Source organism: Streptomyces sp. NRRL WC-3618 (assembly GCF_001280005.1).
Taxonomy (GTDB): Bacteria; Actinomycetota; Actinomycetes; order Streptomycetales; family Streptomycetaceae; genus Streptomyces.
Genome location: NZ_LGDW01000314.1, coordinates 16,231 through 41,316 on the forward strand (window position 1 = coordinate 16,231; position 25,086 = coordinate 41,316).

The 25,086-nt window shown below is 70.8% G+C and carries 22 protein-coding genes; 9 read left to right on the plus strand and 13 right to left on the minus strand.

From position 1 onward, the window contains the following. Positions 1 to 16 precede the first annotated feature (16 nt). The gene (locus tag ADL01_RS24045; protein WP_053744102.1) at positions 17 to 463 is read left to right on the plus strand and encodes a type II toxin-antitoxin system PemK/MazF family toxin; all 447 of its coding nucleotides are present in this window, start codon (positions 17 to 19) and stop codon (positions 461 to 463) included. A gap of 78 nt (positions 464 to 541) precedes the next feature. Here ADL01_RS24045 and ADL01_RS24050 read toward each other — a convergent pair whose 3' ends face one another. Next, positions 542 to 3,439, minus strand: a complete 2,898-nt coding sequence (locus tag ADL01_RS24050; protein ID WP_053744103.1) for a glycosyl hydrolase family 95 catalytic domain-containing protein — start codon at positions 3,437 to 3,439, stop codon at positions 542 to 544. Between the two features lie 606 nt (positions 3,440 to 4,045). On the opposite strand from ADL01_RS24050, the gene egtA reads away from it, so the two are divergent. From egtA to ADL01_RS24075, 5 genes are all read left to right on the plus strand, one after another. Then, positions 4,046 to 5,362: an ergothioneine biosynthesis glutamate--cysteine ligase EgtA gene (gene egtA / locus ADL01_RS24055; protein WP_053744104.1), complete on the plus strand. Its 1,317-nt coding sequence runs from the start codon at positions 4,046 to 4,048 to the stop codon at positions 5,360 to 5,362. Beyond that, positions 5,359 to 6,681, plus strand: a complete 1,323-nt coding sequence (egtB, locus tag ADL01_RS24060; protein WP_053744105.1) for an ergothioneine biosynthesis protein EgtB — start codon at positions 5,359 to 5,361, stop codon at positions 6,679 to 6,681. Before egtA ends, egtB begins: the two co-directional genes overlap by 4 nt. Further along, positions 6,681 to 7,472 (plus strand): ergothioneine biosynthesis protein EgtC, encoded by a 792-nt coding sequence (egtC, locus tag ADL01_RS24065; RefSeq protein ID WP_053744106.1) that lies wholly within the window; start codon positions 6,681 to 6,683, stop codon positions 7,470 to 7,472. The genes egtB and egtC overlap by 1 nt, the downstream gene beginning before the upstream one ends. After that, on the plus strand, positions 7,469 to 8,431 hold the full coding sequence (gene egtD / locus ADL01_RS24070; protein ID WP_053744107.1) for an L-histidine N(alpha)-methyltransferase: 963 nt from the start codon (positions 7,469 to 7,471) through the stop codon (positions 8,429 to 8,431). Before egtC ends, egtD begins: the two co-directional genes overlap by 4 nt. A gap of 97 nt (positions 8,432 to 8,528) precedes the next feature. Continuing rightward, a complete protein-coding gene (locus tag ADL01_RS24075) occupies positions 8,529 to 8,744 on the plus strand; it encodes a dodecin (protein ID WP_053744108.1) in 216 nt (71 codons plus the stop codon). A 44-nt stretch (positions 8,745 to 8,788) separates the two neighbouring features. Here ADL01_RS24075 and ADL01_RS24080 read toward each other — a convergent pair whose 3' ends face one another. After that, positions 8,789 to 9,292: a nucleotidase gene (locus tag ADL01_RS24080; RefSeq protein WP_053744140.1), complete on the minus strand. Its 504-nt coding sequence runs from the start codon at positions 9,290 to 9,292 to the stop codon at positions 8,789 to 8,791. 353 nt (positions 9,293 to 9,645) lie between these two features. Here ADL01_RS24080 and ADL01_RS24085 point away from each other — a divergent pair, with 353 nt between their 5' ends. After that, positions 9,646 to 11,061, plus strand: coding sequence for a family 43 glycosylhydrolase (locus ADL01_RS24085; RefSeq protein WP_053744141.1), 1,416 nt, complete (start codon positions 9,646 to 9,648; stop codon positions 11,059 to 11,061). A 554-nt stretch (positions 11,062 to 11,615) separates the two neighbouring features. Here the strand turns inward: ADL01_RS24085 and ADL01_RS24090 are convergent. The 3 genes from ADL01_RS24090 to ADL01_RS24100 are packed head-to-tail and all read right to left on the minus strand — an operon-like array spanning position 11,616 to position 13,925. After that, complete coding sequence (locus ADL01_RS24090) at positions 11,616 to 12,848, minus strand: cation:proton antiporter (protein ID WP_053744109.1); 1,233 nt, start codon at positions 12,846 to 12,848, stop codon at positions 11,616 to 11,618. A 7-nt stretch (positions 12,849 to 12,855) separates the two neighbouring features. Next, positions 12,856 to 13,341 (minus strand): cation:proton antiporter regulatory subunit, encoded by a 486-nt coding sequence (locus ADL01_RS24095; protein ID WP_053744110.1) that lies wholly within the window; start codon positions 13,339 to 13,341, stop codon positions 12,856 to 12,858. Positions 13,342 to 13,394: 53 nt separating this feature from the next. Next, positions 13,395 to 13,925: a DinB family protein gene (locus ADL01_RS24100; RefSeq protein WP_107090977.1), complete on the minus strand. Its 531-nt coding sequence runs from the start codon at positions 13,923 to 13,925 to the stop codon at positions 13,395 to 13,397. A gap of 107 nt (positions 13,926 to 14,032) precedes the next feature. Between ADL01_RS24100 and ADL01_RS24105 the strand changes: the two genes are divergently transcribed. Beyond that, positions 14,033 to 15,076, plus strand: a complete 1,044-nt coding sequence (locus tag ADL01_RS24105) for an LLM class flavin-dependent oxidoreductase (RefSeq protein ID WP_053744112.1) — start codon at positions 14,033 to 14,035, stop codon at positions 15,074 to 15,076. Here ADL01_RS24105 and ADL01_RS24110 read toward each other — a convergent pair. The 5 genes from ADL01_RS24110 to ADL01_RS24130 all read right to left on the minus strand — a co-directional run bounded on the left by ADL01_RS24110 (position 15,043) and on the right by ADL01_RS24130 (position 20,321). Next, a complete protein-coding gene (locus ADL01_RS24110; protein WP_078960729.1) occupies positions 15,043 to 15,957 on the minus strand; it encodes a lysophospholipid acyltransferase family protein in 915 nt (304 codons plus the stop codon). The genes ADL01_RS24105 and ADL01_RS24110 overlap by 34 nt on opposite strands. Beyond that, positions 15,957 to 16,730 (minus strand): GNAT family N-acetyltransferase, encoded by a 774-nt coding sequence (locus ADL01_RS24115; RefSeq protein WP_053744113.1) that lies wholly within the window; start codon positions 16,728 to 16,730, stop codon positions 15,957 to 15,959. The genes ADL01_RS24110 and ADL01_RS24115 overlap by 1 nt, the downstream gene beginning before the upstream one ends. 219 nt (positions 16,731 to 16,949) lie before the next feature. Then, complete coding sequence (locus ADL01_RS24120; protein ID WP_053744114.1) at positions 16,950 to 17,699, minus strand: succinate dehydrogenase/fumarate reductase iron-sulfur subunit; 750 nt, start codon at positions 17,697 to 17,699, stop codon at positions 16,950 to 16,952. Continuing rightward, positions 17,696 to 19,648, minus strand: a complete 1,953-nt coding sequence (locus ADL01_RS24125) for a fumarate reductase/succinate dehydrogenase flavoprotein subunit (protein ID WP_053744115.1) — start codon at positions 19,646 to 19,648, stop codon at positions 17,696 to 17,698. Before ADL01_RS24125 ends, ADL01_RS24120 begins: the two co-directional genes overlap by 4 nt. 1 nt (position 19,649) lies before the next feature. Further along, positions 19,650 to 20,321: a succinate dehydrogenase gene (locus ADL01_RS24130; protein ID WP_053744116.1), complete on the minus strand. Its 672-nt coding sequence runs from the start codon at positions 20,319 to 20,321 to the stop codon at positions 19,650 to 19,652. A gap of 130 nt (positions 20,322 to 20,451) precedes the next feature. On the opposite strand from ADL01_RS24130, the gene ADL01_RS24135 reads away from it, so the two are divergent. Beyond that, complete coding sequence (locus ADL01_RS24135; RefSeq protein WP_053744117.1) at positions 20,452 to 21,336, plus strand: LysR family transcriptional regulator; 885 nt, start codon at positions 20,452 to 20,454, stop codon at positions 21,334 to 21,336. 75 nt (positions 21,337 to 21,411) lie between these two features. Here ADL01_RS24135 and ADL01_RS24140 read toward each other — a convergent pair whose 3' ends face one another. The 3 genes from ADL01_RS24140 to ADL01_RS24150 are packed head-to-tail and all read right to left on the minus strand — an operon-like array spanning position 21,412 to position 24,747. Then, complete coding sequence (locus ADL01_RS24140; RefSeq protein WP_053744142.1) at positions 21,412 to 21,735, minus strand: DUF4440 domain-containing protein; 324 nt, start codon at positions 21,733 to 21,735, stop codon at positions 21,412 to 21,414. A 58-nt stretch (positions 21,736 to 21,793) separates the two neighbouring features. Further along, positions 21,794 to 23,938: a putative bifunctional diguanylate cyclase/phosphodiesterase gene (locus ADL01_RS24145; protein ID WP_053744118.1), complete on the minus strand. Its 2,145-nt coding sequence runs from the start codon at positions 23,936 to 23,938 to the stop codon at positions 21,794 to 21,796. After that, positions 23,935 to 24,747: an SAM-dependent methyltransferase gene (locus ADL01_RS24150; RefSeq protein ID WP_053744119.1), complete on the minus strand. Its 813-nt coding sequence runs from the start codon at positions 24,745 to 24,747 to the stop codon at positions 23,935 to 23,937. The genes ADL01_RS24145 and ADL01_RS24150 overlap by 4 nt, the downstream gene beginning before the upstream one ends. Positions 24,748 to 25,086 lie beyond the last annotated feature (339 nt).

Genomic DNA, 25,086 nt, shown 5'->3' on the forward strand with positions numbered 1-25,086 from the left:
CTCTAACGTGAGCCTCGTGACTGCCTTTCCCGATGCCGAAGTTCCGGGGCGTTATGGCCCCTCCGCCACCACCGAGGCCGACCCTCGCGATGTGGGGCGGGTGCGTACGGAGTACTCGCCCGCCCACGACGGGGATCCCGATCCCGGGGAGATCGTGTGGACCTGGGTGCCGTTCGAGGAGAACGACGGGAGGGGGAAAGACCGGCCCCTGCTGGTTGTCGCACGCGAGGCCGGAGGGACTTTCCTCGCCGTTCAGCTGTCCAGCAAGCGGCACGACGGGGATCGGGAGTGGGTGCCGATCGGGAGCGGACCGTGGGACCGGACCGGACGCGACTCGTGGGTGGATGTGGACCGGGTCCTGCGGCTGTTCGAGGACGGGATGCGGCGCGAGGCCTGTGCGCTGGACCGGATGCGGTTCAACGCCGTCGTACGGCGGCTGCGTGAGCGGTACGGGTGGGAGTGAGTCTTCGGACTGGCCTTTGAGGCTTGGCGGGCGGCCGGTGTCTTCGGACACCGGCCGCCCGGCCGTCCGCCCTCCGCCTCACACTCCCACGGGCTGCCATTCCTGGCCGGCGTCGCCGCTGACCGGCCCCTGGACGAGCTTCGCGCCGTCGGCCGTGGAGCCGCCCTGGACGTCCACGCACAGCCCGCTCTTCACGTTGACGAGCCGGTAGTGGCCGCTGGTGGCGGCGGGAACGAGCTTCCACCACTGGTTGGTGCTGTCGGTGTCCGAGTACTGGTCCAGGGCGGTGCCCGAGCTGGTGGAGGAACCCGGATTGTCCAGCATCTTGCCGCTTCTGACGTTGCACAGACGGTAGGAGCCGTCGTAATCGGGCAGCAGGTTCCACTGCTGGTTGGTGCTGCCGACCCAGGGGTACTGGATGACGGCACCGCCGTTGGCGGTCGATCCGCCCGAGACGTCCATGACCTTGCCGCTCTTACGGTTGACCAGCTTGAAGCCGCCGGTCAGCAGGCCGATCGTGATCGTGGTGCTCGTCCCGGCGGTCAACGACACCACGCGGGCGTGGTTGCCCAGGGCCGACGCGGTGACGGTGGCTCCGGTGCTGACGGACGTGATGCCGCGTCGGCAGATGAACGTGATGTCCTGGTCGATGTCCGAGGTGAGCCTGACGGTGGCGGTGCGGGCCGCGGTGTCCCAGGACAGCGACTGGACGGTGACGCGGTTGCGTCCGCGCACCCCCTTGATGGTGCCGGTGGCCAGTTGGTCCGGGAGCGCGGGGAGGATCTCCAGGACGCCGGGGCGGGTGTAGACGAGCGCTTCGCCGAGGATGCCGGGGACGGCGTTGGCGGCGTCGCAGTTGTAGATGTCCAGGTTGGGGTTGTGGGACGTCATCAGGGACCGCCACACCATGTTCCGGCCGTAGATCTTCAGCAGGTTGCCGTAGACGCCGGGGCCGTCCTTGAGACGGGCGCGGGCCAGGGCCCGGTGCAGGCTGCCGTGGGCCGAGTAGTTCTGGTCACCGCGCTTGTCCAGGGCCTTGCGGGCGTACTTGACGAGGTCGGGCTTGTCCTCGGGGTTGATCTCGTGCAGCGGCCAGGCACCGTACAGGTGCTGGATGTGGCGGTGGTTGTAGCGGTCGGCCAGGCCCGGCCAGGACCATTCCGCGAGCGCGCCGTCGCCGTTGACCGTGTAGTCGGGCAGCTTGGCGAGCAGGGCCGTCCAGCGCGCCACACCCTGACCGCCGCCCTGTTCGAGGCCGAGGGTGTTCGCGGCGTCGATGGCGGCCTGCAGGGCGTGCCGGCCGGCCATGATGTCGCCGGTCGCGTTGATGGAGAAGGCCTGGCCGGTGCTGGAGGGGGTGTTCTCCATGGAGTAGGAGGGGACGAAGACGGTCTTCCCGTTCGCGTCCTTGCGGGTGAGGAAGTCCTCGTAGAACAGGGCGAGTTCCATCAGGGCCGGGCCGAGCTTGTTCTTGAGGAAGGCGGCGTCACCGGTGACCTGGTAGTGCTCAAGGAGGGGGTAGAGCAGCCAGTCGGCGCCGCCGGTCCAGGCCTCGCCGGGGAAGCTGCCGTTGTCGAAGTGCAGCATGTGCCCGTGCTCGCCGTCGGTGCGGGACGGGGCGAGGAAGCCGCGGGCGCCGTAGAGATTCCTGGCGTTGTCGCGCCAGTCGGCGAGTTGGCCGAGGATCAGGTCGAAGTAGCCCTGCATGGCGTCGCCGAGGTCGAGGATGTTGCCGCCGGCGACCTGGAGGTTGATGTTGGCGTCGGTGGTGATGTCGTCGGCCCAGGATCCGTTCCAGGTGCCGGTCCAGATGCCGGTCAGGCGCGGTGGAAGGACGCCCGAGGAGCTGACGAACAGGTAGCGGCCGGAGTCGTACATCCGCTCCAGCAGGGCGATGTCGACGGCCGAGGCGTTGTTCTTCTGGCGGGCGACGAGTTCACTGGTGGGCAGTTGACGGTCGGCGGTGGGGACGTTCAGGTCGAGGGTGGAACGGTCGTACATCGCCTGGTGCGGCACCGTGTGGCGGCCGAGGAGCGTGGCGTAGTCGGCGGTGAGGGCGGCGAGGGCGGTCTGCAGCGGCTTCGCGTCCCAGGCGGTGGCGGTCTCGTACCGGCCGAGCTTGGTCAGCAGCAGCACCCTGGTGGCCCTGGCGACCACCAGGGTCTCCCCGGCGGCGGTCACCGAGGCGTTGGCGCCGGAGACGACGACCCGGGTGACGCCTTCGTAGCCGTAGGCGCCGCCGGCGGGGTAGGTGCCGCGCAGGTTCAGGTAGCCGTCGCCGCCGGTGACCGTGGCGGTGGTGGCGTACGAGACGCTGGTCGGCACGCCGTCGAGGGCGGTGTTGACGCTGAGGGTGGTGTCGACGGTGCGGCCGGTGGCGGGCAGCAGTTCGTGGACGATGACCTGGTCGGCGCGGGAGACGAAGACGTGCCGCTGCCAGGTGCCGTACTGGTCGGTCCAGGTGTGGGTGACCTCGCCGGTGCGGAAGTCGGTGATACGGGCGAAGTTGTTGACGGTGGTCATGCCCGGGGTGCTCAACCGGAGTTCGTAGCCCGGGTGGAAGGTCTGCGTCCACTTGAGCGACCAGCCGTTGTCGAACGTCGACGCGGCTCCGGAGTAGTCGCCTGCGAGCGCCTTGTCCCGGGCGGCTTCGAGCTTGCCGGAGATCACGGGGGGCATGACGTTGCGGGTGCCGTTGGGCAGCACGAACCGGTGGTGGTTGACGATCATCTTTTCGAGGGTCGGCGCGCCGTAGTAGACGGCGCCGTACTCGCCGTTGCCGCTCAGGAAGCCGTCGGTCCAGGTCGAGGCGGTGGCGTTGTCCCAGATGCCCCGGGCCGGGAGCGTGACCTGAGGCGGCACGGCCGCGGCGGCGCTGTCGGCGTACCCAAGACCGGGCAGCGCCGCGGCGCCGACGGCGAGGGCGGTGGCCGTGAGGAAGCGGCGCCGGTTGAGGGGGCCGTCGGGCAGTTCCATGATGCGGACTCCGTTGTCTGAACTGTGGGCTCGACTCGGCTCTGAGTGGAGACAGCGGAGTGCCGGACGGTCACGCCGCCCGGGCGGCGCACCGTTACACCCCTCCGAGACATTGGACGAATTAAGAAGGATCAACGGGCCGCCGTCTAGAGGTGCGGCAGATTTTAGCGACAAGCGGCGCCATCGCAGCCGCGCGACCAGTTCCCCTATGGGTAGACATGGGATGAACTTCGGAATGGTCGTTCGGTGAGGCGGACGACGCCGAGGGGAATGCAGGACCGCCACGGGACGGGCGAGGGCGCGCAGGCGCGGTCATGGCGCCACCCCCGTGTGCGCCATGACCGTGCCCGGTGCTCGTCCCCCCGCCGGCTCCCCCGCAGTGCCCCCGCACGCATCGTGGGTGATGCTGGACGGGCGGTGCAACAGGATTTCCCGGGTACGCGAACGGTCTGGAAACTCCATGGAAACGTAGATCCATCGTCCCGAAAGCACCCATGCGCACCCTTGTGCGATTCGATGCGAGGGGTTTGGGTGGGACGAGCGATGCCTGTCCGGCCTACCCGACGCCGGGCCGGCGGCATGCTGGAATCTCAGGAGGAAACCGACATGTCCGATTCGGTGAGTGACTGTTCGACACCACGCACCGCCCTGTCCGAGGCCGAGGTCGAGGCCCTGGTCCGGGGTATCTGTTTCAAGACGGGACCGCCCCGCACCCTCGGTGTCGAGGTGGAATGGCTCGTCCACGAGCTGCGGCGCCCCCAGCTCCCCGTGACACCCGAACGGCTCGAAGCGGCCTACGCCGCACTGCGGACCCTGCCTCTCAGGTCGGCGCTCACCGTCGAACCGGGCGGTCAGCTGGAGCTCAGCTCCGCTCCCGCCGGCTCCCTGATGGAGTGCATCGGGTCCGTCTCCGCCGACCTGGACGCCGTCCGCGCGGTACTGCGCGAGGACGGTCTCGGTCTCGTCGGCCTCGGCCAGGACCCCTGGCACTCGCCCCGCCGTTTCCTGCACGAGCCCCGTTACGACGCCCTGGAACAGTGCCTCGACCTCACCGGTCCGGCCGGCCGCGCCATGATGTGCACCTCGGCCTCCGTGCAGGTGTGTCTCGACGCCGGCCACGAGGAGCCGGGCCCCCTCGGCCACGGACGGCGCTGGTGGCTCGCGAACCAGCTCGGCCCGGTCCTCGTGGCCGCCTTCGCCAACTCCCCGCTCGCCGAGCAGGGCCCCACCGGCTGGCGTTCCACCCGGCAGGTGCTGTGGATGGAGATCGGCGCCGGGAGGGCGGGGGCACCGCCGCTGGACGCCGACCCGCGCCAGGCGTGGGCGCGGCATGTGCTCGACGCCCCGGTGATGTGCGTACGCCGGGACAGCGGGCCGTGGTACGTCCCGGAGGACGGGCTGACGTTCCGGGAGTGGGTGCGGACCGGGGTTCCCCGACCGCCGACGCGGGAGGATCTCGACTACCACCTGACCACCCTGTTTCCGCCGGTCCGGCCGCGCGGCCATCTCGAGCTGCGCATGATCGACGCCCAGCCCGGCGACGACGGCTGGATCGTCCCGCTCGCCGTCACGGCCGCCCTCTTCGACGACCCCGAGGCCACCGAACGGGCCTATCGGGCGGTCAAGCCGCTCGCCGAACGCGCCCTGTCGCAGCCCGCGCCGAACAATCCGCTGTGGGCCGACGCGGCCCGTCACGGCCTGGCGGACCCGGAGCTGCGGGAGGTGGCCCTCGTCTGCTTCTCGGCCGCGCTCGACGCGCTGCCCCGGCTCGGCGCGAGCCAGGAGGTCCTCGACGCCGTCTCCGCGTACGTCGATCGCTATGTCCTCCAAGGCCGTTGCCCCGCCGACGACCTGCTCGACCAGCTGCGCGGCACGGACCTGCTCGCGCACGGGACCTCGTACGGGAAGGACCTCAGGACATGACCGACCCCGCCCTGGATCCGGAGACGCTCCGGGAGCGCGCGCTCGCCGCGCTCACCACCGCGCGGGAGCGGACCGCGCTCCTCACCTCCGTGGAGGATCCCGAACTCACGGCCCAGCACTCGCCGTTGATGTCCCCGCTGGTGTGGGACCTGGCCCATATCGGCAACCAGGAGGAGATGTGGCTGCTGCGTGCGGTCGCCGGGCGGGAGGCGATGCGGCCCGAGATCGACGGCCTGTACGACGCCTTCGAGCATTCGCGCGCGGAACGGCCCTCGCTTCCGCTGCTGCCGCCCGCCGAGGCCCGTAAGTACGCGGCGGAGGTGCGCGGCCGGGCCCTGGACGTGCTGGAGAGCGCCTCCTTCGAAGGTACGGGTACGCGCCTGACCGAGGCGGGGTTCGCCTTCGGGATGATCGCCCAGCACGAACAGCAGCACGACGAGACGATGCTGATCACCCATCAGCTGCGGAAGGGGCCGGCGGTTCTGCACGCGCCCGACCCCGAGCCCGCTCCCCCGTTCACCGGTCCGGCCGAAGTGCTGGTCCCCGGTGGCCCGTTCACGATGGGCACCTCCACCGAGCCGTGGTCCCTGGACAACGAACGGCCCGCGCACCGGCGCGAGGTGGCGTCCTTCTTCATCGACACGACGCCGGTGACGAACGCCGCCTACCAGGCGTTCATCGCGGCCGGCGGCTACGACGACCCGCGCTGGTGGACGCCGGACGGCTGGGCGCACGTTCGCCAACACTCCCTGTACGCACCGCAGTTCTGGTTCCGGGACGGCGCCCAGTGGCTGCGGCGCCGGTTCGGGGTCACCGAGGTGGTGCCGCCCGACGAACCCGTCGTGCACGTGTGCTGGTACGAGGCGGACGCGTACGCCCGCTGGGCCGGGCGCCGGCTGCCCACGGAGGCGGAGTGGGAGAAGGCCGCCCGGCACGACCCGGCGACCGGTCGCTCGACGCGCTACCCGTGGGGCGACGCCGACCCCGGCCCCCAGCACGCCAACCTCGGTCAGCGGCATCTGCGGCCGGCGCCCGCCGGAAGTTATCCGGCGGGCGAATCACCGCTCGGCGTACGGCAGTTGATCGGTGACGTGTGGGAGTGGACGTCGAGCGACTTCGCGCCGTACCCGGGGTTCAGCATGTTCCCGTACAAGGAGTACTCGGAGGTGTTCTTCGGGCCCGAGTACAAGGTGCTGCGCGGGGGTTCGTTCGCCGTGGACGCGGTGGCCTGCCGGGGGACGTTCCGCAACTGGGACTATCCGATCCGGCGGCAGATCTTCTCCGGGTTCCGCACCGCCCGTACCCCGGAGGCAAGCTGATGTGCCGTCAACTTGCCTTCCTGGGGTCCCCGGAGGCGATCGGCGACGTGGTGGTGGAGCCGCCGCACGGGCTGTACCGCCAGTCCTGGGCACCCCGGCACCAGCGGTACGGGACCGTCAACGCCGATGGTTTCGGGGTCGGTTGGTACGCCGAGGGCGATCCGGTGCCGGCCCGCTACCGGCGTGCCGGGCCCGTCTGGGCGGACCAGTCCTTCGCCGACCTCGCCCGGGTCGTACGGACCACCGCGCTGCTCGCCGCAGTACGGGACGCGACACTGGCCGGCGCCGACGCGGAGGCCGCCGCGGCGCCCTTCGCCGCCGGTGCCTGGCTGTTCGGGCACAACGGCGCGGTCAAGGGCTGGCCGGGATCCCTCGCACCCCTCGTACAGGCCCTGCCCGGTGAGGAGTTGCTGTCGATGGAGGCGCGCTCCGACTCGGCGTTCCTGTGGGCCCTGGTGCTGCACCGGCTGCACGCCGGTGACGACGTGGGCCGGGCGCTGGCCCGCACCGTCCTGGAGGTCGACGCGGCGGCCCCCGGCTCCCGCCTCAACCTGCTGCTCACCGACGGCACGACGATCGCGGCGACCACCTGGGGCGACACCCTGTTCCAGCTGACCGGGCCGGGCCCCCGCATCGTGCTGGCGTCCGAACCGTACGACGACGATCCCCGCTGGCAGGAGATACCCGACCGCACCCTCGTCATCGCGAGCCGCACCGAGGTCCGGCTCACCCCGCTCCAGGACATGAGCGACGACCTGGCATCCGCACCACCCGAGGAGCTTCGTACGTGAGTCCGTACCTGGTCACCCGCACCCTGCCCGAGGACGCCACGGAGGCCGCCCTGCGCGCCGACGTGCTCCACGGGCTCACCCGCACCCCCAAAACCCTGCCGCCGAAGTGGTTCTACGACGCCGTCGGCAGTGAACTCTTCGACGAGATCACCGAGTTGCCCGAGTACTACCCGACCCGGGCCGAACGCGAGATCCTGCTCGCCCGGGCCGGCGAGATCGCCGCCGCGACCGGCGCGCGCACACTGGTCGAGCTCGGCTCCGGCTCGTCGGAGAAGACACGGCATCTGCTGGACGCGCTGCCGGAGCTGGAGTCGTACGTCCCGGTCGACGTCAGTGAGAGCGCGCTGCGGCAGGCCGGTGAGGCGCTGGTCGCCGAGCGGCCGGGGCTCTCCGTACACGCCCTGATCGCCGACTTCACCGGCGGTCTGGCACTGCCGGGCACGCCCGGGCCCCGGCTGATGGCGTTCCTCGGCGGCACGATCGGCAATCTGCTGCCGCCCGAGCGGGCCGCGTTCCTGTCGTCGGTGCGTTCCCTGCTGTCGCCCGGCGACGCGCTGCTGCTCGGCACGGACCTGGTCAAGGACGAGTCGGTGCTGGTCCCGGCGTACGACGACGCGGCGGGTGTGACGGCCGCGTTCAACAAGAACGTGCTGACCGTCGTCAACCGCGAACTCGGCGCCGACTTCGACCCCGACGCCTTCGAGCATGTGGCGCTGTGGGACGCCGACAACGAGTGGATCGAGATGCGGCTGCGGTCGCTCGCCGAACAGACCGTGAAGGTCCCCGCGCTCGACCTCGCCGTGGACTTCGCGGCGGGCGAGGAGATGCGCACGGAGGTGTCGGCGAAGTTCCGGAAGGAGGGTGTGGGCGCCGAACTGTCCGCCGCCGGGCTGGAGCCGATCCGGTGGTGGACGGACGAGCAGGGCCGTTTCGCCCTTTCGCTGAGCGTCGCGCGTTAGCGACACCTCGCGAACCACCGTCACATGGGGCACGGTGGAATGTGGAATGCCGTCAGGAAGGCCCAGCACTTCCCGTACCGCGAAGAGGAGCACCCGCATGTCGAACCACACCTATCGGGTCACCGAGATCGTCGGCACCTCGCACGAAGGCGTCGACCAGGCCGTCCGCAACGGCATCAGCCGGGCCTCGCAGACCCTGCGCAACCTGGACTGGTTCGAGATCACGCAGGTCAGGGGTCAGATCGTGGACGGGCAGATCGAGCACTACCAGGTCGGCCTGAAGGTCGGTTTCCGGCTGGAGGACGGCGAGTAACCCCACCAGGGCTCACACCTGGGCCCGCACCCGGGCCCGCTCGCTCAGGTCCGGCCCTCGGCCTCCTGCGCCTCCTTCAGGGCACTCGCCTCGGCCGCCCAGCGGGCCCGTACGACCCTGAAGCCGGCCCGTTCCGCGTCCTGGCAGACGAGTTCGTCGTCGTCCACCAGGACGCGGATCTCGCGGCTCTGGGCCAGTCGGCGCAGGGTCTCCAGTTTGGTGCTGCGAGCGGGTCTGCGGTCGTCGTCGCGTCGCATCCAGATACGGCCCTCGGGCAGTCCGTACGCGGCGAGCCAGGCGACCGTGTCCCGGCGGTGGCGTTCGGGCCGTCCGGTGAGGTAGACGACCTCGCACTCCTTCGCGCTCTCCAGCGCCAGTGCGACGCCCTCGGTGAGCGGCGGGTCGTGCGGCGCGGCGGCGAAGAAGGCCGCCCAGTCGCGCGGCCTGCGCTCCAGGAACCGCTGCCGGTGCGCGGTGTCGGCGAGCGTGTTGTCGAGGTCGAACACGGCGAGCGGTCTGCCGCTCCTCGGGCTGCTGTTCTGCGTCACGGTCACCGACCTTAGGGCCTCACCCGGCGGCCGTCACGGGCGGGCGTCGCGCGGACGGTTGGCCGCCCGCGGTCCCCAACTTCCTTTCCGCACGCCGGAGTACGAACATCGGCGCCCGCTTCGAGGCGATCTGCGAAGACATCTCGGGAGACATCTGCGGTCAACCGCAATTTGATCTGCCGGAAACATTGACTCACTCGCATCCCCTACCTATCTTTCGGTCGAACCTCCGCACGTCGTTCCGCATATCGAACATCATCGGCCCGGGAACAGGCCGCCGAAGGAGACCCGCCGTGGACCGCACCCGCAACAGCTCGACCAGTCGACGGACGCTCCTCAAGGCCTGCACGGCCCTGGTCGTCGCCGTGACCGTGCCCGTCACCGTCGGCACCCCGGCGTTCGCCGCCGTCCCGGCCTCCCCGGCCGTCACCTACACCAACGCGATCGCAGAGCAGCGCGCGGACCCGCACATCTTCAAGCACACCGACGGCTACTACTACTTCACCGCCACGGTCCCCGCGTACGACCGGATCGTGCTGCGCCGCGCCACCACCATCCAGGGGCTGGCCTCGGCCGCCGAGACCACCATCTGGACCAAGCACGCCACCGGCACGATGGGCGGCTACATCTGGGCCCCGGAGATCCACTTCATCAACGGCAAGTGGTACGTCTACTTCGCCGCCGGTGACGCCAACGACGTCTGGCACATCCGCCCCTACGTCCTGGAGTGCGCCGACGCGAACCCGATCACGGGAACCTGGACGGAGAAGGGCCGTATCGCCCTGCCGCTGGACACCTTCTCCCTGGACGCGACGACCTTCGCCGTGAACGGCACCCGCTACCTCGCCTGGGCGCAGAACGACCCGGCCGTCGGCCCCGGCACCAACATCTACCTCGCACAGATGTCCAGTCCGTGGACCATCACCGGCACCCCGGTCATGCTCAGCCGGCCGACCGCCGCGTGGGAGACCGCCGGAGGTGAGACGGTCAACGAGGGTCCGGCCGTGCTCCAGCGCAATGGCAAGGTCTTCCTGACCTTCTCGGCCAGCGCCACCGACTTCAACTACTGCATGGGCATGCTGACCGCGTCCGCCTCGGCCGACCTGCTCAACGTCTCGTCGTGGACCAAGAGCACCGGCCCGGTCTTCGCCACCTTTGCCGCCACCAGCCAGTACGGCCCCGGGCACAACCAGTTCACGGTCTCCGAGGACGGCAAGTCGGACATCCTCGTCTACCACGACCGCAGCTACAAGAACATCACCGGTTCCCCGCTCAACGACCCCAACCGCCGCACCCGCGTGCAGAAGATCTACTGGAACGCCGACGGCACCCCGAACTTCGGCATCCCGGTCTCCGACGGTCTCACCCCGGTCCGCTTCTCGTCGTTCAACTACCCGGACCGGTACATCCGCCACTGGGAGTACCGGGCGAAGATCGAGGCGAACGTCACCAACCTCGCCGACTCGCAGTTCCGGGTCGTGACCGGGCTGACCGGCTCCGGGACCGTCTCGCTGGAGTCGGCGAACTTCCCCGGCTACTACCTCCGGCACAAGCACTACGAGCTGTGGGTGGAGAAGAACGACGGCACGGCCACCTTCCAGGCCGACGCCTCCTTCACCCAGCGGGCGGGCCTCGCCGACTCGGCCGGGGTGTCCTTCGAGTCGTACAACTTCCCGGGCCGTTACATCCGGCACTACGACGGCCTGCTGCAACTCCAGCCGCTCAGCACCTCGCTCGACCAGCAGGACGCGACGTACTACGCCGAGTAGATCCCACAGGGGCGCGCGCCTGCGAGGGTCCGCGCGGGGAGGCCAACGGCAACCCGCGCGACCACGGCACCGGCGCCCGGGGCACCCTGCCCTGCGGCAGGGACCGCAGGCCGCCGCGATCATCGCCGTCGGCGCGTGCGCGGGCGTGCGGCTGAGGCGCAGCAATCCGCGTACGGCCGTCATGGTGACCACAGTGGCGCCCGCGACCGGGCCCGCCGGGTGGTCGCCCACCAGTCGGGGCTGGTGCGGGCCTGGCCGCCGCAGGAGTCCTGCGCCACGGGACGACAGGGCCACCCATCCGGTGGTGGCTGGCCGCGCCGACTCGCGTACCGAAGATGACCCGGGCGGGTCCGCCGGTGGCGGGATCGGCGGCACCGCCGGGGGTGTTGGGGGTGTCGCCGGTCCTCGCCCGCGTCACCAGGCATCGGCGGCACCGCCCGGGGGGATGGCCGGTCCTCCCCCGCTATCACCACCCGTCCCGGCGCCGCCCGACCCGCCGAGTCGTCCGGGCGCAGCCACCCCCACCGGAGTCGGCGGCCTCGCCCGCCTGTTCCTCAGTCGCCGACTGTCGTCGGCTGTACCGTCTCGTCCGTCGGGGCCGTGGCCGGGGGATCGGGGCGGGCGCGCTCGGCTCGCCATGTGCCGGCCCGGGCCGCCAGGGGCTCGGTCCAGCGGGCGGTGAGGGGGCCGGCGACGACCAGGATCAGGACGTACGCCGTGGCCAGCGGGCCGAGGTCGGGCTCGATGCCCGCGGTGACCGCGAGGCCCGCGATCACGATGGAGAACTCGCCGCGCGCGACCAGCGCGCCGCCCGCGCGCCAGCGGCCCTTGACCGAGATCCCGGCGCGGCCGGCCGCCCAGTATCCGGTGGCGATCTTCGTGCCCGCCGTGACGACGGCCAGGGCGAGGGCCGGCAGCAGTACGGGCGGGATGCTGGCCGGGTCGGTGTGCAGCCCGAAGAAGACGAAGAAGATGGCCGCGAACAGGTCCCGGAGCGGACTGAGCAGCGTGTGTGCCCCCTCAGCGACCTCCCCCGACAGTGCGATCCCGACGAGGAACGCCCCTACGGCGGCGGACACCTGGAGCTCCTGGGCGATGCCCGCGACGAGGATGGTCAGCCCGAGGACGACCAGCAGCAGCTTCTCGGGGTCGTCGCTGGAGACGAAGCGGGAGATGACCCGGCCGAAGCGGACGGCGATGAACAGGACCAGTCCGGCGGCGCCCAGCGCGATCGCCAGGGTGACACTGCCGGCGGCGAGGGAGACACCGGCCACCAGCGCGGTGACGATGGGCAGGTAGACCGCCATCGCCAGGTCCTCCAGGACCAGGATGCTGAGGATCACCGGGGTCTCCCGGTTGCCGACCCGGCCCAGGTCGCCCAGCACCTTCGCGATGACACCGGAGGACGAGATCCAGGTGACCCCGGCGAGCACGACGGCGGCGACCGGGCCCCAGCCGAGCAGCAGCGCGGCGGCGGCGCCGGGCAGCGCGTTCAGGGTGAAGTCCACCAGGCCGGCCGGGTAGTGGGACTTGAGGTTGGAGACGAGATCGCTGGCCGTGTACTCCAGCCCGAGCATCAACAGCAGCAGGATGACGCCGATCTCGGCACCGGTGGCGATGAACTCCCCGCTGGCGCCGAGCGGCAGCAGCCCGCCTTCGCCGAAGGCGAGACCGGCGAGCAGATAGAGGGGTATCGGGGAGAAGCTGAGCCGGGCGGCCATCCGGCCGAGCAGCCCGAGCGCGAGGATGATGGCGCCGAACTCGATCAGCAGAACCTGGGAGTGCATGGTGGTGTCACTCCCGTCCGAGTATCGCCGCGGCGGCGTCGACGCCCTCGCGGGTGCCGATCACGATGACGACGTCCCCGCCGGCCAGCCGGAACGCGGGCGTCGGGGACGGTATCGCCTCGGCCCGCCGCAGCACGGCGACCACGGACGCGCCGGTCTCCGTGCGCATCCGCGTCTCCCCGAGCACCCGTCCGTTCCAGCGCGAACCGGCGGCCACCTCCACGCGCTCCGCCACCAGCCCGAGCGCGGTGGTGGACAGCAGACTGGGGCTGTGGTGCGAGGGACTCAGCGCGTCGACCAGCGAAGCGGCCTCGGGCGCGGTCAGCCGCAGCGACTGGGCGCACGAGTCCGGATCGTCTTCCCGGTACAGGCTCAGGGTACGGCCGCCGTCGCGGTGGGCCACGACCGACAGATGCCGGTGCTCACGGGTGATCAGGTCGTACTGAACCCCGATGCCCGGCAGCGGGGTCGCCCGCAGGCGTGGCGCAGACACGTTGGATCTCCTTGCTGGTCGGTTGCGTCGCTCGTTCGACCCCGGCCGGGGTCTCACATCCCCGTGGCCCCGTCGACGAGTTCACGCAGGAGGTCGGCGTGGCCGTTGTGGCGGGCGTACTCCTCGATCATGTGCACCATGATCCAGCGCAGCGAGAGCCGCTGCATGCCGGCCAGGGCCGCCTCCCTCTCCGACAGCCGCCCGGACTCGTCCAGCGAGGCCGCCGCGGCGACGATCTCCCGGCTCCGCCCGATCTCCGCGCGCCAGACGGCGAGCGCCTCGTCGAGACCGCGTTCGGGGACGAGGGTGAAACCGTCGCCCTTCCCCTCCTGGTGGACGAGGGGCACGTCCAGGCCGGCGAACACCCGCTGGAACCAGTTCCGTTCGACCTCGGCCAGGTGCTGGACGAGTCCGAGCAGCGTCATCTCCGAGGGCGTCGCCGAGGCGAGGCGCGCCTGCCGGTCGTCGAGGCCCTGGCACTTGAGGGCGAGTGTGGCGCGGTGGAAGTCGAGCCAGGCGCTCAGCATGGCGCGTTCGTCGGCGTGCGCGGGAGGTATGAGGCGGCCGTCCGGTGTAGTCGACATGTTCTGCACCCTCGCACAGGTGCCCGCTCGGCCGCGAGGAATACCGGCGGCTGGGAGATCGCTGACAGATCACTGACAGAACACACCCGAGGACGTCCGGAGCCGTCATGCCGAACCCAGCAGATCAGGTGGAGCGGTCACCGCGATCCGGTCCGGGGTCGGTGCTGTCCGCGACCCGGTTCTCCGTCCTCGACCGGTCCCGTACCCGGGAAGGCCACCCGGACGCCGAGGCCCTGCGGGACACGGTCGCGCTGGCCCGGGAGGCGGAACGGCTCGGCTACCACCGGTTCTGGGTCTCCGAGCACCACGGTGTGCCCGGCGTCGCCGGCTCCGCGCCCACCGTGCTGGCGGCGGCCGTGGCAGCCGCGACGAGCACGATCCGGGTCGGCACCGGCGGCGTCATGCTGCCCAATCACCGACCCCTGGTCGTGGCCGAGCAGTTCGGCGTCCTGGAGTCCCTGTTCCCGGGCCGGATCGACATGGGGCTCGGCCGCTCGGTCGGCTTCACGGACGGGGTACGCCGGGCGCTGGGCCGCGACAAGGACGTGGCCGACGACTTCTCGGCCCAACTCGACGATCTGCTCGGCTGGTTCGATGGCACCTCCTCGACGGGGGTGCACGCCCGTCCCGCCGAGGGGATCGCCGTACCGCCCTTCGTGCTCGCCATGGGTGAGGGCGCCGCGATCGCCGCCCGGGCGGGCCTGCCGATGGTGATCGGCGACCTGCGCGGCCGGGAGCGGATGCTGCGCGCCATCGACACCTACCGTGCCGGTTTCCGTCCCTCGGCCCGGGCGGACGAGCCGTACGTCGTCATCTCGGGGACGGTCGCGGTGGCCGCCACCGCCGAGGAGGCCCGACGGCTCCTGGTCCCCGAGGCCTGGTCGATGGCGTACTCCCGCACCCACGGCACCTTCCCGCCGCTGCCGCCCGCCGAACAGGTCGAGTCCCGCACGATGACCGCCAAGGAGCGCGGCTTCTACGAGTCGGGGCTTGTGGGCCAGCTCGCCGGTACGGCTGACGAGGTGGCCGACGAGTTGGAGACGGTGCTGAAGGAGACGGGCGCGCAGGAGGTCCTGGTCACGACGAGCACGTTCGACCGGGACGCCCTGCTGGACTCCTACCGACGGCTGGCGGCACTGTTCCGGAGGTGACCGGCCGGCCAGAAGCTGAGGTGGCGCAGCCGGCCTCTGCTTCTGGGGGCGCGGGGAACTGCGCGACCGGCCACAACGAACCCGCACCCGCCCACAACCGGATGCGGACCCACCGGCGGCAGCTGTGCCGCCAGGGCCAGGGACCGCCGGTCCGGGTGGCTGCCCGCTGCTATGGGGTCCCGTACCTCGACCTCCGCGATCAGGCCGCGGGACGACACCACCCGCCACACCGACGTGAGCAGGGAGTCCTCGCCGACGAAGGCGGGCGCCGTGCTGGACGCGCCCCCGCTGAGCCGGTAGTGCAGACGCACCGGCTGGACGGGGACCCCGGCGTCCAGCGCGGCCTGGAACACCGCCCGGCGGAAGTGGCCCTGGGCCTTGCCGCACCAGGTGCTGCCCTCGGGGAAGGCGACGACCGCCGTACCCTCACGCAGTGCGCCGGCGATCTTGGCGACGGTCTGCGGCAGCGCCCGCAGCCGGTCGCGTTCGATGAACAGCGCGCCGCTGGACGCGGTCAGCGGGCCCGCCACCGGCCACTGCCGGATCTCGGCCTTGGCGAGCATCCTGGCCGGTCGTACGGCGGCCAGCAGCGGGATGTCCAGCCACGAGATGTGGTTGGCGACCAGCAGGACGCCCCCGGTGGGGGCGGCGGGGCCGGTCACCTGGAGCCGGACACCCGCCGCCCGCACGATGGTGCGGGCCCAGCGCCGTACCCACCGGGCAGGGATCCTCCTGCCGAGCGGGCACAGCGAGATCCCGGCGACCAGGACGACCAGGACGGTCAGCAGGCGCAGGACGGCCACGGGCAGGGCCGTCGTGGCACCCGACGTCTCCACGCACGCCCTCGGGGTGCAGGGCGCGCTGGGCAGCCAGACGCTCATCAGGCCGGGACGAGGGAGAGGAAGTGCCGCAGATAGCGCTGGTTGATCCGGCGCATCGACAGCAGCACGTACATGTCGGCGACCCCGAAGTCCGGGTCGTGGGCGGGCTCCCCGCACACCCAGGCGCCGAGCCGGACGTAGCCGCGCAGCAGCGGGGGAAGTTCGGTGCGGCCGGCCGGACGGGTCACGCCGTCGGCGGACCAGGGCAGCAGCGGGCGTACCCGGAACTCCTCCGGGGCCAGGTTCTTCTCCCGTACGCGGTCCCAGGTGCCGGCGGCGAGTGTGCCGCCGTCGGAGAGCGGTATGGAGCAGCAGCCGGCCAGCCATTCGTGGCCGCGGTCGACCATGTAGCGCGCGATCCCGGCCCAGATGAGGCCGATGACGGCGCCGTCCCGGTGCTCGGGGTGGACGCAGGAGCGGCCGACCTCGACGAGTCCGGGGCGGATCGCGTCGAGCCGGGTGATGTCGAACTCGCCCTCGGAGTACAGGCGTCCGGCCATCGCGGCCCGTTCCGGGGGCAGCAGTCGGTAGGTGCCGACGACCTGACCGGTGAGCGTGTCGCGGACGAGCAGGTGGTCGCAGTAGGCGTCGAAGGGGTCGATGTCGAGGCCGGGCTGCGGGGACGACAGCAGGGCGCCGAGCTCACCGGCGAAGACGTCGTGCCGCAGCCGCTGCGCGGCTCGTACGTCGTCCTCGTCGCGGGCGAGGGTGACGGTGTAGCGGCTGGGTGTGGCGGGGAGCGGGGGACGTTCGATGGTGGAAACGCCGGTCATGGCTCTCTCCTGGTCACGGGCCGGGGACGGCGAAGCGGCGAGCTGGCCGGTCCCGTTACGTCCGGCCGTATCAGTTCTTCCGACCGTGGCTGTCCGGCGCGTGACTCTCGCGGAGAGTGCGGATGTGGGCTTGTTGAATGCCAGGGGTGCTTGGCGGGACCGGGGTCGAGCACCACTCCGGTCCCGCCCGTCCGCACCTTGTCGGCGAACGTCTTGGGGTCAGCGTCCGGACACTTTGCGCGTCGCCCGCAGCCACTCCCTGTTCATCCCGGTGATGGAGACGAGGGGGATCCCCTTCGGGCAGGCGGTGGCGCACTCCCCGGCGAGGGTGCAGCCGCCGAAGCCCTCCTCGTCCATCTGGGCGACCATGTCGAGGACCCGGGTCTCCCGCTCGGGTGCCCCCTGCGGCAGCACGTTCAGGTGGTTGACCTTGGCGGAGGTGAAGAGCATCGCCGCGCCGTTCGGGCAGGCGGCCACGCAGGCCCCGCAGCCGATGCACTCGGCGTGCTCGAAGGCGAAGTCGGCGTCCGGTTTGGGTACGGGGGTGGTGTGGGCCTCAGGGGCGGCGCCGGTCGGGGCGGTGACATAGCCGCCGGCCTGGATGATCCGGTCGAGGGCCGACCGGTCCACGACGAGGTCCTTCACCACCGGGAAGGCGGCGGCGCGCCACGGTTCGACGTCGATGGTGTCGCCGTCCGTGAAGGACCGCATGTGGAGCTGGCAGGTGGTGGTGCGCTCGGGCCCGTGCGCGTCGCCGTTGATGACGAGTGAGCAGGCGCCGCAGATGCCCTCGCGGCAGTCGTGGTCGAAGGCGATCGGGTCGTCGCCCTTGAGGATGAGTTCCTCGTTGAGGGTGTCGAGCATCTCCAGGAAGGACATGTCGGCCGAGATGCCGTCCACCTCGTACGTGGACATGGCGCCGGCGGCGGCGGCGGCGCGCTGCCGCCAGACGCGCAGGGTCAGTTTCATGCGTAGCTCCGCCGGGTGGGGTGGACGTACTCGAAGACGAGGTGTTCCTTGTGGAGGACGGGGGCCGTGCCCGTACCGGTGAACTCCCAGGCGGCGACGTACGAGAAGTCGTCGTCCCCGCGCTCCGCCTCGCCGTCCGGGGTCTGGGACTCCTCGCGGAAGTGGCCGCCGCAGGACTCGGCGCGGTGCAGGGCGTCGAGGCACATCAGTTCGGCGAGTTCCAGGTAGTCGACGACGCGGTTGGCCTTCTCCAGCGACTGGTTGAACTCCTCCCCGGTGCCGGGGACCTTGATCCGGCGCCAGAACTCGTCGCGGAGCCGCGGGATGCGTTCCAGGGCCTTGCGCAGCCCGCTGTCGCTGCGGGCCATACCGCAGAACTCCCACATCAGTTCGCCGAGTTCGCGGTGGAAGGAGTCGGGGGTGCGGTCGCCGTCGACGGCGAGGAGGAGGTTCAGCCGGTCCGCTGTCTCCGCCAACACCTCCTGTACGACGGGGTGTTGCGCGTCGACCGGGCGGTGGCCGGGGTTGCGGGCCAGGTAGTCGTTGATGGTGGCCGGGAGGACGAAGTAGCCGTCCGCGAGACCCTGCATCAGCGCGGAGGCGCCGAGCCGGTTCGCGCCGTGGTCGGAGAAGTTGGCCTCGCCGATCGCGAACAGGCCGGGGACGGTGGTCTGGAGGTCGTAGTCGACCCAGAGGCCGCCCATCGTGTAGTGCACGGCGGGATAGATCCGCATGGGGACGGTGTACGGGTCCTCTGCGGTGATCCGCGCGTACATGTCGAAGAGGTTGCCGTACTTCTCCTCGACCGCCTTGCGCCCCATCCGCCGGACGGCGTCGGCGAAGTCGAGGTAGACGCCCTGCCCGCCGGGTCCGACGCCCCGCCCCTCGTCACAGACGTTTTTGGCGGCGCGGGAGGCGATGTCACGTGGCACCAGGTTGCCGAAGGAGGGGTAGACGCGCTCCAGGTAGTAGTCGCGCTCGTCCTCGGGGATCTCGTTCGCGGGCCGGGTGTCCCCCATGGCCTTCGGCACCCAGATCCGGCCGTCGTTGCGCAGCGACTCGCTCATCAGGGTGAGCTTGGACTGGTGGTCGCCGGTGCGCGGGATGCAGGTCGGATGGATCTGCGTGAAGCAGGGGTTGGCGAAGTGGGCGCCGCGCCGGTGCGCCCGCCAGACGGCGGTGGCGTTGGAGTTCATGGCGTTCGTGGAGAGGTGGAAGACGTTGCCGTAGCCGCCGGAGGCGAGGACGACGGCGTCCGCGAAGTGGCTGGAGATCTCCCCGGTGACCAGGTCACGGGCGACGATCCCCCGGGCCCGCCCGTCGATGACGATCAGGTCGAGCATCTCGGTGCGCGCGTGCATCTCGACGTTCCCGGCGGCGATCTGCCGGCTGAGGGCCTGGTAGGCGCCGAGCAGCAGCTGCTGGCCGGTCTGGCCGCGGGCGTAGAAGGTCCGCGAGACCTGGACGCCGCCGAAGGAGCGGGTGTCGAGCAGCCCGCCGTACTCGCGGGCGAAGGGAACGCCCTGGGCGACGCACTGGTCGATGATCTCGACGGAGATCTGCGCCAGCCGGTGGACGTTCGACTCGCGGGCGCGGAAGTCGCCGCCCTTGACGGTGTCGTAGAACAGCCGGTGGACGGAGTCGCCGTCGTTGCGGTAGTTCTTCGCCGCGTTGATGCCTCCCTGTGCGGCGATCGAGTGGGCGCGGCGCGGGGAGTCCTGGTAGCAGAACTGGACGACGTGGTAGCCCTGTTCAGCGAGCGTGGCCCCGGCGGAGCCGCCCGCGAGACCGGTACCGACGACGATGACGGTGTGCCGCCGCCGGTTGGCCGGGTTGACCAGCTTGGCTTCGAAACGGCGGGTGTCCCAGCGCTCGTTGACCGGGCCGGCGGGCGCCTTGTGGTCGACGAGGGGCTCGCCGGTCATGAACTGCGTGTATTCGGTGCTCATTTCAGTTCACCACTCCGGTCATGACGCCCACGGGCACGGCGAGGAAGCCGGCCGTGAGCAGCAGCGCGAGGACATTGGCGACGGTTCTGAGGGCGCGGTCGCGGGTGCGGCTGCCGACGCCGAGGGTCTGGGCGGCGCTCCAGAAGCCGTGCCGGATGTGCAGGCCGAGGGCGAGCATCGCGACGATGTAGATGACGTTGCCGTACCAGGTGGAGAAGGTGTCGACGACGTTCTGGTAGGGGTGGCCCGGCTGGAAGCCGCCCGAGTGGACGGTGCCGGTGGTCAGGTCGAGGAGGTGCCAGACGATGAAGAGGCCGAGGATGATCCCGCCCCAGCGCATGGTGCGCGTCGCGTAGCTCGTCCGCGCCTTCCGGTGCGCGTACTTGCTGGGCCGGGCCCTCAGGTCGCGGTGGCTGAGCTGGTAGGCGGAGGTGGCGTGGGCGACGACGGCCGCCACGAGGACGATCCGGACGAGCCAGAGCGTCCACTCGTCGTGCATGAAGGGCTCACCGACCGTGCGCAGCCAGTGGGCGTAGTGGTTGAACTCGCCGGGTCCGAAGAAGATCTTCAGGTTGCCGATCATGTGGACGACGAGATACAGCAGCATGATCAGGCCGCTCACGGCCATCACGGTCTTCTTGCCGACGGAGCTGTCCCACACGGTGCGTGCCATGGACGGCCGTCGGTCCGTCCGCGTTGCCAGAGCCATGGGTCAGACGCTAGGCCGCGGGATGCTCATCGGTCCAAGACATGGTCCGGCTCGTTTCCATAGGCAGAGCCTATGGAGGTCGTATCCTGGGCGTGTGCAACTCCAGCAGCTCCAGTACTTCGTGGCGGTCGCCGAGACCCGGCACTTCACGCGCGCCGCGGATCTCGTCCATGTCGCGCAGCCGTCGCTGTCCCAGCAGATCAAGTCGCTGGAACGGGAGTTGGGGGCCGAGCTGTTCCTGCGGGCACGCGGCAACATCACGCTCACGGACGCGGGCGAGGCGCTCCTCCCGCTGGCCCGGCGCATCCTGGCCGACGCGGACACGGCCCGGCACGAGGTGCGGGAACTGGTCCATCTCCGCTCCGGCCGTGTTCGCCTGGGCGCGACCCCGAGCGTGTGCACGGGTCTGCTGCCGGATGTGCTGCGCGCCTTCCACGACCGCTATCCCGGCATCCGGCTGCTGATCGAGGAGAGCGGCTCGCACGACCTCGTACGGGAGCTGGCGCGCGGTGCCCTGGACCTCGCCCTGATCGTCCTCCCGCTGCCCACACCGTCACCGGCTCTGACCACCGTGGAGGTCCTGCGCGAGGACCTGGTGGTCGTGTCGTCCCCCGAGGCACCCGCCCCCGGCCGGGGCCGGCGCACGGTCCGCATCGCCGACCTGGCGGGCGAACGCCTGGTGATGTTCCGGCACGGCTACGACCTGCGCGAACTGACCGTCGCCGCGTGCCGCTCCGCGGGCTTCGAGCCGGACTTCGCGGTGGAGGGCGGGGAGATGGACGCGGTACTGGGGTTCGTGCGGGCGGGGCTGGGCGTGGCCGTCGTACCGCGCATGGTGGCGAGCCGGTCGGGGCGGGGGCTCAGGGTTACGCCTCTTGCCCGGCCTGGGCTGTTCCGGGCGATCGCGCTGGCCCATCGCAGCGATGTGGCTCCGCCTCGGGCGGCTCGGGAGTTGCAGCGGATGCTGCTTGAACGGTAGCGCTGCGCTGGCTGGGCGCAGAGGCCGTGGACTGGTTCACGTCGTACGTGGCTTGTCGCGCAGTTCCCCGCGCCCCTAGGGGGCGCGCACCGGCGTTCCCTGGTGGTAGTACATGCGCCAGCCTGTCTCCTCGTCGCGTTTGCGCCACAGGGAGCTTCGGCGCGACCTGTGGCCGTCGAAGACGGTCTCGAATGTCAGGTGCACCAGACCGGGGGCCAAGACGACGCCCGTGATCGCCGACGGCTCGTAGCGTGGGCCGTCCGCCGTGCTGCCCGGTTTGCCGGGCAGTTCAGCGCTCATCTCCTCGTACGTGTAGCGGCGGCCGGAGGCGCCGACCTCCACGAACTCGGGGTCGAGCAGGCGGGCGGCCCCTCCGGAGGAACGGAACTCGGGGTCCATCAGGCGCAGTTCACCCGCGATGGCCTCGTTCACGTCTGCTGATTCCTGGGTCACCGGATCACCCCGTCGCGTCCGCCAGCGCCAGATCGTGCAGGCGTTCCGGTGGGCCCGGGCGGGCGTAGTACCAGCCCTGGGCCGTGTCGCAGCCCAGTATGCGCAGCTGCTCCGCCTGGGCGCCCGTTTCCACGCCCTCGACCGTGACCGTGAGGTCCAGGCTGTGGGCGAGGGAGACGATCCCCTCGACGATCTTGAGGTCGACGGGGTCCGCCGGGAACTGCTGCATCCCCTGGGTGAAGGATCGGTCCAGCTTGAGGATGCTCACCGGGAGACGGCGCAGGTTGGCCAGGTTCGAGTAGCCGGTACCGAAGTCGTCCAGGGCGATGTCGACGCCCATCTCGGCGAGGCGGCGCAGGGGCTTGAGGAGGTCGTCGTCGGCGCCGATCAACGCCGACTCCGTCACCTCCAGGCACAGTGCCTCGGGTTCCAGGCCCGCGCGTTCCAGGATGTCGACGGTGTCCTGCACCAGACCGGGGTGGGTGAGCTGGCACGGGGACAGGTTGACGTTGATGCGCAGCGGGCCGCCGGCCGGATGTCCGCCGTACTGTTCCTGCCAGTCGCGGGCCTGGCGCACCGACTGTTCCAGGACCCAGCGGCCGAGCGGGACGATCAGGCCGGTGTGTTCGGCGAGCGGGATGAAGCGGTCGGGGCCGAGGACGCCGTGCTGCGGATGCAGCCAGCGCACCAGGGCCTCGGCGCCACGGACGCTGCCGTCGCCGAGGTGGACCAGCGGCTGGTACTCGATGAAGAACTCGCTGCGGTCCAGGGCCGCCGGCAGTGCCGTGGTGAGCCCGTGTCGGGTGATCGCCTTCAAGTCGGCCTCGGGGTCGGCCAGTTCGAAGCGGTTACCGCCCGCGGATTTCGCCCGGTACATGGTGATGTCGGCGCTGCGCAGCACTTCCGCCGGGCCGCGCTCCCCCGCCGGACCCTCGACGATGCCGATGCTGCCGCGCACCGTCAGCTCACGGCCCTCGACGCTGACCGGGGCGACCAGCGCGTGCATGATGCGGGCGGCGAGGTCGTCGACCTCGGCCTCGGTGTCGGGGCCCGTGGTCAGCGCCACGAACTCGTCGCCGCCCAGCCGGGCCACCATCTCGCCCGGCGCGGTCGCGCACGACTGCAGCCGGTCGGCGACCTCGACGAGCAGCCGGTCGCCGGCCGCGTGACCGAGGCTGTCGTTGATGGTCTTGAAGCCGTCGAGGTCGAGATAGCACAGGCCGAAGCGCTGGCCCTTGCCCGCCGACACCGCCTTCTCCAGGCGTTCGAAGAACAGCGTGCGGTTGGGCAGCCCGGTGAGCGCGTCGTGCGTGGCCTCGTACCGCAGCCGCAGATTGAGGAGCCGGCGCTCGGTGGTGTCCTCCATCAGGGCGAGCTGGTACTGCGGCCGGCCGTCGGCGTCCCGGAGGAGGGAGACCGTGAGGTTGGTCCACAGGACCGTTCCGTCGGGGCGGTAGAACGCCTTCTCGACGTGGTAGTGGTCGCGCTCGCCGCGGACCAGTTCCTCGTACAGCTTCCAGACCTGCGGGGCGTCGTCCGGGTGCGTCCAGTCCGTGACACTGCGGCCCCGGACGGTCTGTTCCGAGCCGCCGAACATGCGTTGCAGCGCGCCGTTTATCTGCAGGATGTTCCCGTCGAGGTCGGCGATGCCGATCCCTATCGCCGCGCCCTCGAAGACCGCCCGGAAGCGGGCCTCGCTGTCGTGCAGCGCCTCGGCGACCGCGCTGCGGGCGCTCTGCGCGGCCCACGCGATCGCCTCCTGCTCGGCCAGCGTCCGGTCACGCAGCGCGCCGGCGTATCCGGCGGCCATGGCGTGCTGGAGCCGCGAGGAACGGGCGCGCAGGTCCTCCTGCGGGCCGTCCTCTCCGCAGTACAGCACCAGGTAGGCGTCCACGCAGTCGAGCGAACGGCTGAGCGACTCGGGGTCGGTGCAGTGCGCGGAGACCAGCGCGGCGCCGACCGCCCTGCCCTCCTCGGCGTCGAACGTCCTGGCCCGCAGCGCCTGGCTCAACCGCCCGGCGAGCGGCAGGAGTCGCTCCTCGAGCTCCACCCGGGTGAGCGACGTGGAGGTCACCTGGTAGACCGCCCGGCTCCAGATGGTGGCGAACCTGCGCAGTCTGTCCTGGAGGCCGTCCGGCTCGGCGGTCACGCCTTGCGTCCCACGCCGGCGAATCCGGAGAACGCGTACGCGTCCTCGTCCTCCGGTGCCGTCTCCGGCCGCCAGTGCGGCATCGCCACCAGTCCCGGTTCCACCATGTCGTACCCCTCGAAGAACCGCGCGATCGCGTCACGCGAGCGCATGACCAGCGGGTTGCGGATGTCCTTGTATACGTCGACCGCGCCCTCGGCCCGCTCCGGCGGCAGCGGGATTCCCTCGTACGAGGCATGCGTCAGGACGAGCAGGCTGCCGGGCGCGAGCGCGTCGCGCAGCTCGGCGACCGCCGCGTATGGGTCGTCCGTGTCTTCCACGAAGTGCAGTATGGCAACGAGAAGCAGGGCCACTGGCCGGTTCTGGTCGATCAGGCCCCGTACCTGGGGGCTGTCCAGGATCTCCCGGGGCTTGCACAGATCGGCGGCGAGGACGTCCGCGCGCTCGTTGCCGGCCAGGACCACCTGGCTGTGCGCGACGGCGACCGGGTCGTGGTCGACGTACATCACCCGCGCTTCGGGGCTGGCCTTCTGCGCCTCTTCGTGGACGCTGCCGAAGGTGGGAATGCCGGAGCCGATGTCGAGGAACTGGGTGATGCCCTCGGCGACGGCGAAACGGACCGCCCGGCGCATGAAAGCACGGTTCGCCTGCATGATCTTCGGAAGTCCCGGCATGAACTCCATGGCCCTGCGGGCGGCTTCCCGGTCGACCTCGAAGTTGTGCGAACCGCCCAGGTAGAAGTCGTAGATCCGGGACACGCTCGGCACCGAGATGTCGATGCCCCGGGGGGCCCAGGCGGGACGCTCCATCTATCTCTCTCCAGGAGTTGGCAGGGTGTTGGCGCTCCAGTGTTCGAGCTGAGGTTACTGATCGCCCGCCAAAGGAGCGAGCGGAAACGGAAATTGACCATCCGTTACCGGTCACTGCCTGCGGCACGTGCCGAATTGACGTACCGCGAACTCTCCACGAAAAGTGGCCGGAGCGCTCCAAAGAGTTCTCAAAGTCACGAAAGCGGGGTTGCCGACTCCCGCTGAAATACGGCGAGTCGGGGACGATTCAGCGGCACATCGCTCTGCCCGCCGTCGTGTTCCGGACATGCCGAAGCGGCCTGCTCCCTCCGTGCCGCACAGAGCGTGCGGGACACGAAG